Annotated in this window: 2 protein-coding genes; both read left to right on the forward strand. The window is 71.4% G+C overall.

All coding sequences use genetic code 11. From position 1 onward, the window contains the following. Window positions 1-11 precede the first annotated feature (11 nt). On the forward strand, window positions 12-341 hold the full coding sequence (locus ACI2K4_RS02170; RefSeq protein WP_404508047.1) for a hypothetical protein: 330 nt from the start codon (window positions 12-14) through the stop codon (window positions 339-341). Between the two features lie 382 nt (window positions 342-723). Beyond that, window positions 724-6,663, forward strand: coding sequence for a ThuA domain-containing protein (locus ACI2K4_RS02175; RefSeq protein ID WP_404508048.1), 5,940 nt, complete (start codon window positions 724-726; stop codon window positions 6,661-6,663). The last annotated feature ends 137 nt before the right edge of the window (window positions 6,664-6,800 follow it).

Consider the following 6,800-nt stretch of genomic DNA (forward strand, 5'->3'; position numbering starts at 1 on the left):
CGGGAGAGCCCATGCGCCGTCGTGTCCGTACCCTCGTCGCCGCCCTCGTGGTGGCGGTCGCCGCCACCATGGCTTCTGCCACGCCCGCCCAGGCTGCCACCGTCGACATCCCCTTCGGTCCGCTGTCGATCGGCGACTACTGTCACTCCAGGTACAGCTCCGCCTGGATCGGCTTCTACGAGAGCGGGGGGCTGCGCTGCTACACCGGCTCCGCCGGCACCACCCTCCAGTACGTCGGCTCGGGTGACCCGTACCTCGCCTGCAAGCACCTCACCACCGACGTGGTAATGAGTGCCTTCCGTGGTGTCTCCGACGCGCTCGTCTGTCGCGTCATCCGCTGACCCGCCGCTCCGTCGCCGTAGCGCCGTAGCGCCGGCTTCGTAGCGCCGGCTACGTAGCGTCGCAGCCCGCCGATCCGGGACCAGCCGCCGCCTGTCGATCTTCGACAACGGGGGTCGTGCCGGGTCGGCGGGCTGCTCGTCGTGCTCCTCGGCGAGAAGCGGGCACGGGTTAGTCGAAATATTTCTAGCTTCCGATGGATTCTTGCAGGCATCGGGGTTAATCTATCGCTCAACACATCGCCGAAACATGACCGCAACACCCGTACAGCGGGGGTGGTCGCGGTCCTCGCCGAAGACCCGATGCGGGCACCGCCATGGCACCACGGTCTCGCCGAGCCGATGGCGCCTGTCCCGGTACCGCAACCGGGAAAGGAGACCCCGAATGTTCCGGTCCCACCGCCGCCCACGCCCACCGATCCCGCGCAGGCTCGCCCGGCTGCTCGTCGGCGTCACCGCCGCCGCGACCGCCGCCGTCACCACCCTCGGTACGGTCGCCCCGCCCGCCGCCGCCGCCCCGCCGCCGGCCGCCCACGTGGACCAGGCCGCCCAGGCCGGACCGGCCGCCCAGGTGGACCGGGCCGCCGAGGTTGCGGCGGCGTACTCGGTGCTGGTGTTCTCGAAGACGGCCGGATTCCGCCACGACTCGATCCCGGCCGGGATCACCGCGATCCAGCAACTCGGCGCGGCCAACGACTTCACCGTCGACGCGACCGAGGACGCCACCGCCTTCACCGACGCCAACCTGGCCCGCTACCGGGCCGTCGTCTGGCTCTCCACCACCGGCGACGTGCTCGACCCGGCCCAGCAGGCGGCCTTCGAGCGCTACATCCGTGCCGGTGGCGGCTACGTCGGCATCCACGCCGCCGCCGACACCGAATACGACTGGTCCTGGTACGGCAACCTGGTCGGCGCGTACTTCGCCTCGCACCCGGCCAACCAGCAGGCGACGGTCAAGGTGGAGGACCCGGCCCACCCGTCCACCGCCACCCTGCCGGCGCGCTGGAGCCGGTTCGACGAGTGGTACAACTTCCGCACCAACCCCCGTGGCTCGGCACACGTGCTGGCCAGCCTCGACGAGAGCACGTACACCCCCGGCTCGGGCGCGATGGGCGCCGACCACCCGACCGCCTGGTGCAAGGCGTACGACGGCGGCCGGTCCTGGTACACCGGCGGCGGCCACACCAACGAGTCGTACGCCGACGCCCAGTTCCGGGCCCACCTGCTCGGCGGCATCCAGACCGCGGCCGGGGTGGTCGCCGCCGACTGCGGCGCGGCACAGACCAGCGGTTTCGAGAAGGTGACCCTGGACAGCAACACCAACAACCCGATGGAGCTGGACATCGCGCCGGACGGTCGGGTCTTCTACCTCGAACGGGACGGCCGGCTGAGGATCATCAAGCCGGACACCCGGACCACGGTCACCGCCGCCACCCTCAACGTCTTCACCGGCAACGAGGACGGCCTGCTCGGCCTCACCCTCGACCCGGGATTCGCCACCAACGGCTGGATCTACCTCTACTACTCGCCGAACGGCGGGGCGGCGCGCAACCTGCTCTCCCGGTTCACCGTCAACGGGGACACCCTCGACCTGGCCAGCGAGCGGGTCCTGTTGCAGGTCGACACCCAGCGCAACACCTGCTGCCACTCCGGCGGCACGATGACCTTCGACAGCGCCGGCAACCTCTACCTCGCCACCGGCGACAACACCAACCCGTTCGAGTCCGGCGGCTACACGCCGATCGACGAGCGCCCCGGGCGCCAGGACTTCGACGCCCAGCGCAGCTCCGGCAACACCAACGACCTGCGCGGCAAGGTGATCCGGATTCGCCCGCAGGCGAACGGCACCTACACCGTCCCGGCCGGCAACCTCTTCGCGCCGGGGACCGCGTTGACCCGTCCCGAGATCTACGCGATGGGCTTCCGCAACCCGTTCCGGATCGGCGTCGACCCGGAGACGAACACGCTCTACGTGGCCGACTACGGGCCGGACGCCGGGCAGGCCAACGCCGACCGGGGGCCGGGCAACACGGTGGAGTGGAACATCGTCGGCCAGGCGGGCAACTACGGCTGGCCGTACTGCGTCGGGCGCAACGCCGCCTACCGCGACTACACCTTCCCGTCCGGGCCGAGTGGTCCGGCGTACAACTGCGCCGCCCCGGTCAACAACTCGCCGAACAACACCGGTCTGACCAACCTTCCCCCGGTGGTGCCGGCGACGGTGGACTACGACTACGACGCCAACCCGCTCTTCCCCGAACTCGGTGGCGGCGGCGCCCCGATGGCCGGACCGGTCTACCGGTACGACCCGGCCCTCGTCTCGGCGCGCAAGTGGCCCGCCTACTACGACGGCAAGGCGATCTTCGGCGAGTGGAACCAGTCGAAGATGTACACCATGCAGGTGGGCGCCGACGGCCGCTCGCTGGTCGACATCAACCCGCTGCTCGCCGGCATGTCGACGGTCCGTCCGATGGACTTCGACTTCGGGCCGGACGGCGCGCTCTACCTGATCGAGTGGGGCAGCGGCTTCGGCGGCAACAACGACGACTCCGGCATCTACCGGATCGACTACCGGAACGTCGACCCGGCACCGATCGCCGCCGCGACCGCGCAACCGGTGAGCGGGCGGGCGCCGCTGACCGTACAGTTCAGCAGCGCCGGGTCGCGCGACCCGGAGGGGCAGCCGATCACGTACGCGTGGCGCTTCGGCGACGGCGGCACCTCGACCCAGGCGAACCCGAGCCACACGTACACGGCGAACGGCAACTTCACCGCCCAACTCACGGTGACCGACCCGGGTGGGCGTAGCGCGGTGGCGAACGTACCGGTCACGGTCGGCAACACGGCTCCGGTGGTGACGCTGAACCTGCCGCCCAACGGCGGGTTCTTCGACTGGGGTGCGCAGGTCAACTACTCGGTCACCGTCACCGACCCGGAGGACGGCACGGTCGACTGCTCCCGGGTGGTGTTGCAGTACCTGCTCGGCCACGACGAGCACGCCCACCCGTTGCAGCAGCGGACCGGCTGCTCGGGCAGCATCCAGACCTCGCTGGACAGCGGGCACGGCGGCGACGCGAACATCTTCGCCGTACTGGAGGCGACCTACACCGACTCGGGTGGGGCCGGCGGCGCCGCCCCGCTGACCGGCCGGTCGCTGATCCAGTTGCAGCCCAAGCGCAAGCAGGCGGAGTACTTCACCGCCACCGGCCGGGTGGCCGGCGCACCGACCGGCGGCACGGCGGGCGTGCAGCGGGAGACCACCACCGACCCGCAGGGCGGCTTCCAGAACATCGCCTTCGTCGAGAACGGCGACTGGTGGTCGTTCGCCCCGACCAACCTCACCGCGATCGGGTCGCTGCGCCTGCGCGCCGCCTCCGGCAGCACCGGTGGCACCGTGGAGGTACGCGCCGGTTCGGCGACCGGCACCCTGCTCGGCTCGGTGACCGTGCCGAACACCGGGGGCTGGCAGAACTACACCGACCTGACCGTACCGCTGGCCGCGAGCACCGCCACCGGTCCGCTCTACTTCGTGGCGCGGGCGGCGGCGGGCACCCCGGCCGGGACCGCCCTGCTCAACGTCAACTGGGTGGACTTCGTCGGGTCGGGGGTCGGCGGCAACACCCCGCCGCAGGTGACCGCCTCGGCGACGCCGACCTCGGGCGGCGCCCCGTTGCAGGTGACCTTCACCGGCAGCGCGACCGACCCCGAGGGCGACAACCCGCTCAGCTACGCCTGGGACTTCGGCGACGGCGGCACCGCGACCACCGCCAACACCACCCACACGTACGCCAGCGCGGGCACCTTCACCGCGACCCTGACCGTGACCGACTCCCGTGGCGCGCGCGGCACCGCGAACGTCGTGGTCACGGTGACCGGCGGGCCAGCACCGGCCGGCTCGTCCAACGTGCACCTGTTCTACTACCCGTGGTACGGCAGCCCGACCGGCCCCAACGGCGGCTGGCGGCACTGGCAGCAGGGCGGAAAGACCCCGCCGAACGACATCGGGGCCGACTTCTACCCGACCCTGGGCGCGTACGACTCGGGTGACCCGACGGTGCTCACCCAGCACATGAACTGGGTCAAGCAGTCCGGCGCGAACGTGCTCGTCTACTCCTGGTGGGGCCAGAACTCGTACGAGGACAACCTGGTCACCACCGTGATGAACGCGGCGGCCCAGCAGGGCATCAAGATCGCCTGGCACCTGGAGCCGTACGCCGGACGCACCGCCGCCTCCACGGTCGCCGACATCAACTACATCAACACCCGGTACGGCAGCCACCCGGCCTTCTACCGCGCCGCCGAACAGGGCAACCGGCCGGCGTTCTACGTCTTCGAGAGCCTGCTCATCCCGGACTGGTCGGCGCTGGCGCAGGTCAACGCGAACAACATCATCCTGGCCCAGACCACCGACACGTCGAAGATCGCCAACTTCTCCGGCATGTACACCTACGATGCGATCGCCGCCGCGACCGCGCCCGGCTGGGCCAACGCCAGCGCGTACGCCAAGGCGAACGGGCTGGTCTGGGCCCCGTCGATCGGCCCCGGCTACATCGACGACCGGGCCGTGCCCGGCAACACCACGCCCACCCTGGCCCGGAACAACGGTGCCACCTACGACCAGGTCTGGAACAACGCCCTGGGTACGGCAACCGGCGGGCTGCCGACCTGGGTGTCGATCACCTCGTTCAACGAGTGGCACGAGGGCTCGACGATCGAGCCGGCCCGGAGCAGCCCGCCGGGCGGGTTCAACTACCAGACCTTCGACGGCGCGTACGGGCGCACCGGGGCGTCGGCCGAGACCGCCTACCTCGACCGGACCGCGTACTGGGCGGCCGAGTTCGAGCGGCGGCGCGGCGGTGGCGGCGGGGGACTGGTGGCCCAGCCGACCAGCCTCACCTTCGCCCCGCAGAACGTCAACACCAGCAGCGCCGCGCAGGCGGTCACGGTACGCAACACCGGCACCACCACGCTCGCCCTGACCGGGGTGCAGACCGGCGGGGACTTCAGCCAGACCAACACCTGCGGCTCGTCCCTGGCGGCCGGCGCCACCTGCACGGTCAACGTGACGTTCCGGCCGACCGCCGCCGGGGCCCGCAGCGGCTCGCTGGTGGTCACCCCGGCGAGCGGCAGCGCGCTCACGGTGCCGTTGACCGGCACCGGGGTCAACCCGAGCGGCAACCTGGCCGCCGGCCGCCCGGTCACCGCGACCAGCACCAACCAGGGGTACGTCCCGGGCAACACGGTCGACGGCAGCGCGTCGAGCTACTGGGAGTCGGCGAACAACGCCTTCCCGCAGTCGCTCACCGTCGACCTGGGTGCCTCGGTGACGGTCAACCGGGCGGTGCTCAAACTGCCCCCGGGCTGGGAGACCCGCAACCAGACGCTGTCCGTACTCGGCTCCACGGACGGTACGGCGTACACGACCGTGCTCGGCTCGGCCAGCTACACCTTCAACCCGGCCAGCGCCAACACGGTCACCCTCAACCTGCCGGCCGGCGCCCGCCGCTACCTGCGGCTGACGTTCACCGGCAACACCGGCTGGGCGGCGGCCCAGCTCTCCGAGTTCGAGGTGTACGCCGGCTCCGGTACGGGTGGACCGGCGCTGAGCGTCTCACCCGGCTCGCTGGCGTTCGGCAGCCGTACGGTCGGGTCGCCCAGCCCGGCCTCGGCGGTCACGGTGACCAACGCCGGCACGGCTGCGGCGAACCTCACCGGGATCTCGGCGACCGGGGACTTCGCGCAGTCGAACAACTGCGGGTCGTCCCTGGCGGCGGGGGCGTCCTGCACGGTCAGCGTGACCTTCACCCCGACCGCGACCGGGGCCCGTACGGGCACCCTCTCGGTGGCCTCGAACGCGCCGAACAGCCCGCACACGGTGGCGCTGGCCGGCACCGGCGTCTCCGCCAACACCAACCTGGCGGCCGGTCGACCGGTCACCGCGACCAGCACCAACCAGAGCTACGTTGCCGGCAACACCGTCGACGGCAGCGCGTCGAGTTACTGGGAGTCGGCGAACAACGCCTTCCCGCAGTCGCTCACCGTCGACCTCGGCGCCGCGACAACCGTGTCCCGGCTGGTGCTCAAGCTGCCACCGGCGGCAGCCTGGCAGACCCGTACCCAGACGCTGTCGGTGCTCGGCTCGACCAACGGCTCGACGTACGCGACCGTGGTGGGGTCGGCCGGCTACACCTTCAACCCGTCCACCGGTAACACCGTGACCATCACCTTCCAGGGCACGTCACAGCGTTACCTGCGGCTGACCTTCACCGGCAACACGGGTTGGCCCGCCGGCCAGCTCTCCGAGTTGGAGGCGTACGCCTCCTGACGTATCACCCGTTCCACCGTGGCGGGGGGGGGGCCCGCCCCCCCGCCGGGGCCCCCCCCCCGGGAGAGGGGGGGGGCCCGGGCCCCCCCCCCCCCGGGGTGGGCGTTTTGGCTGTCAGAGGCCCCCCCCCCCCGGGG

Origin of the sequence: Micromonospora sp. NPDC050397 (genome assembly GCF_044901685.1) — a bacterium.
Classification (GTDB): domain Bacteria; phylum Actinomycetota; class Actinomycetes; order Mycobacteriales; family Micromonosporaceae; genus Micromonospora_G.

What these genes read in the sequence shown, in the direction of transcription:
- ACI2K4_RS02170 (WP_404508047.1), top strand. Translation starts at nt 12, where the DNA reads ATGCGCCGTCGTGTCCGTACCCTCGTCGCCGCCCTCGTGGTGGCGGTC.
- ACI2K4_RS02175 (WP_404508048.1), top strand. Translation starts at nt 724, where the DNA reads ATGTTCCGGTCCCACCGCCGCCCACGCCCACCGATCCCGCGCAGGCTC.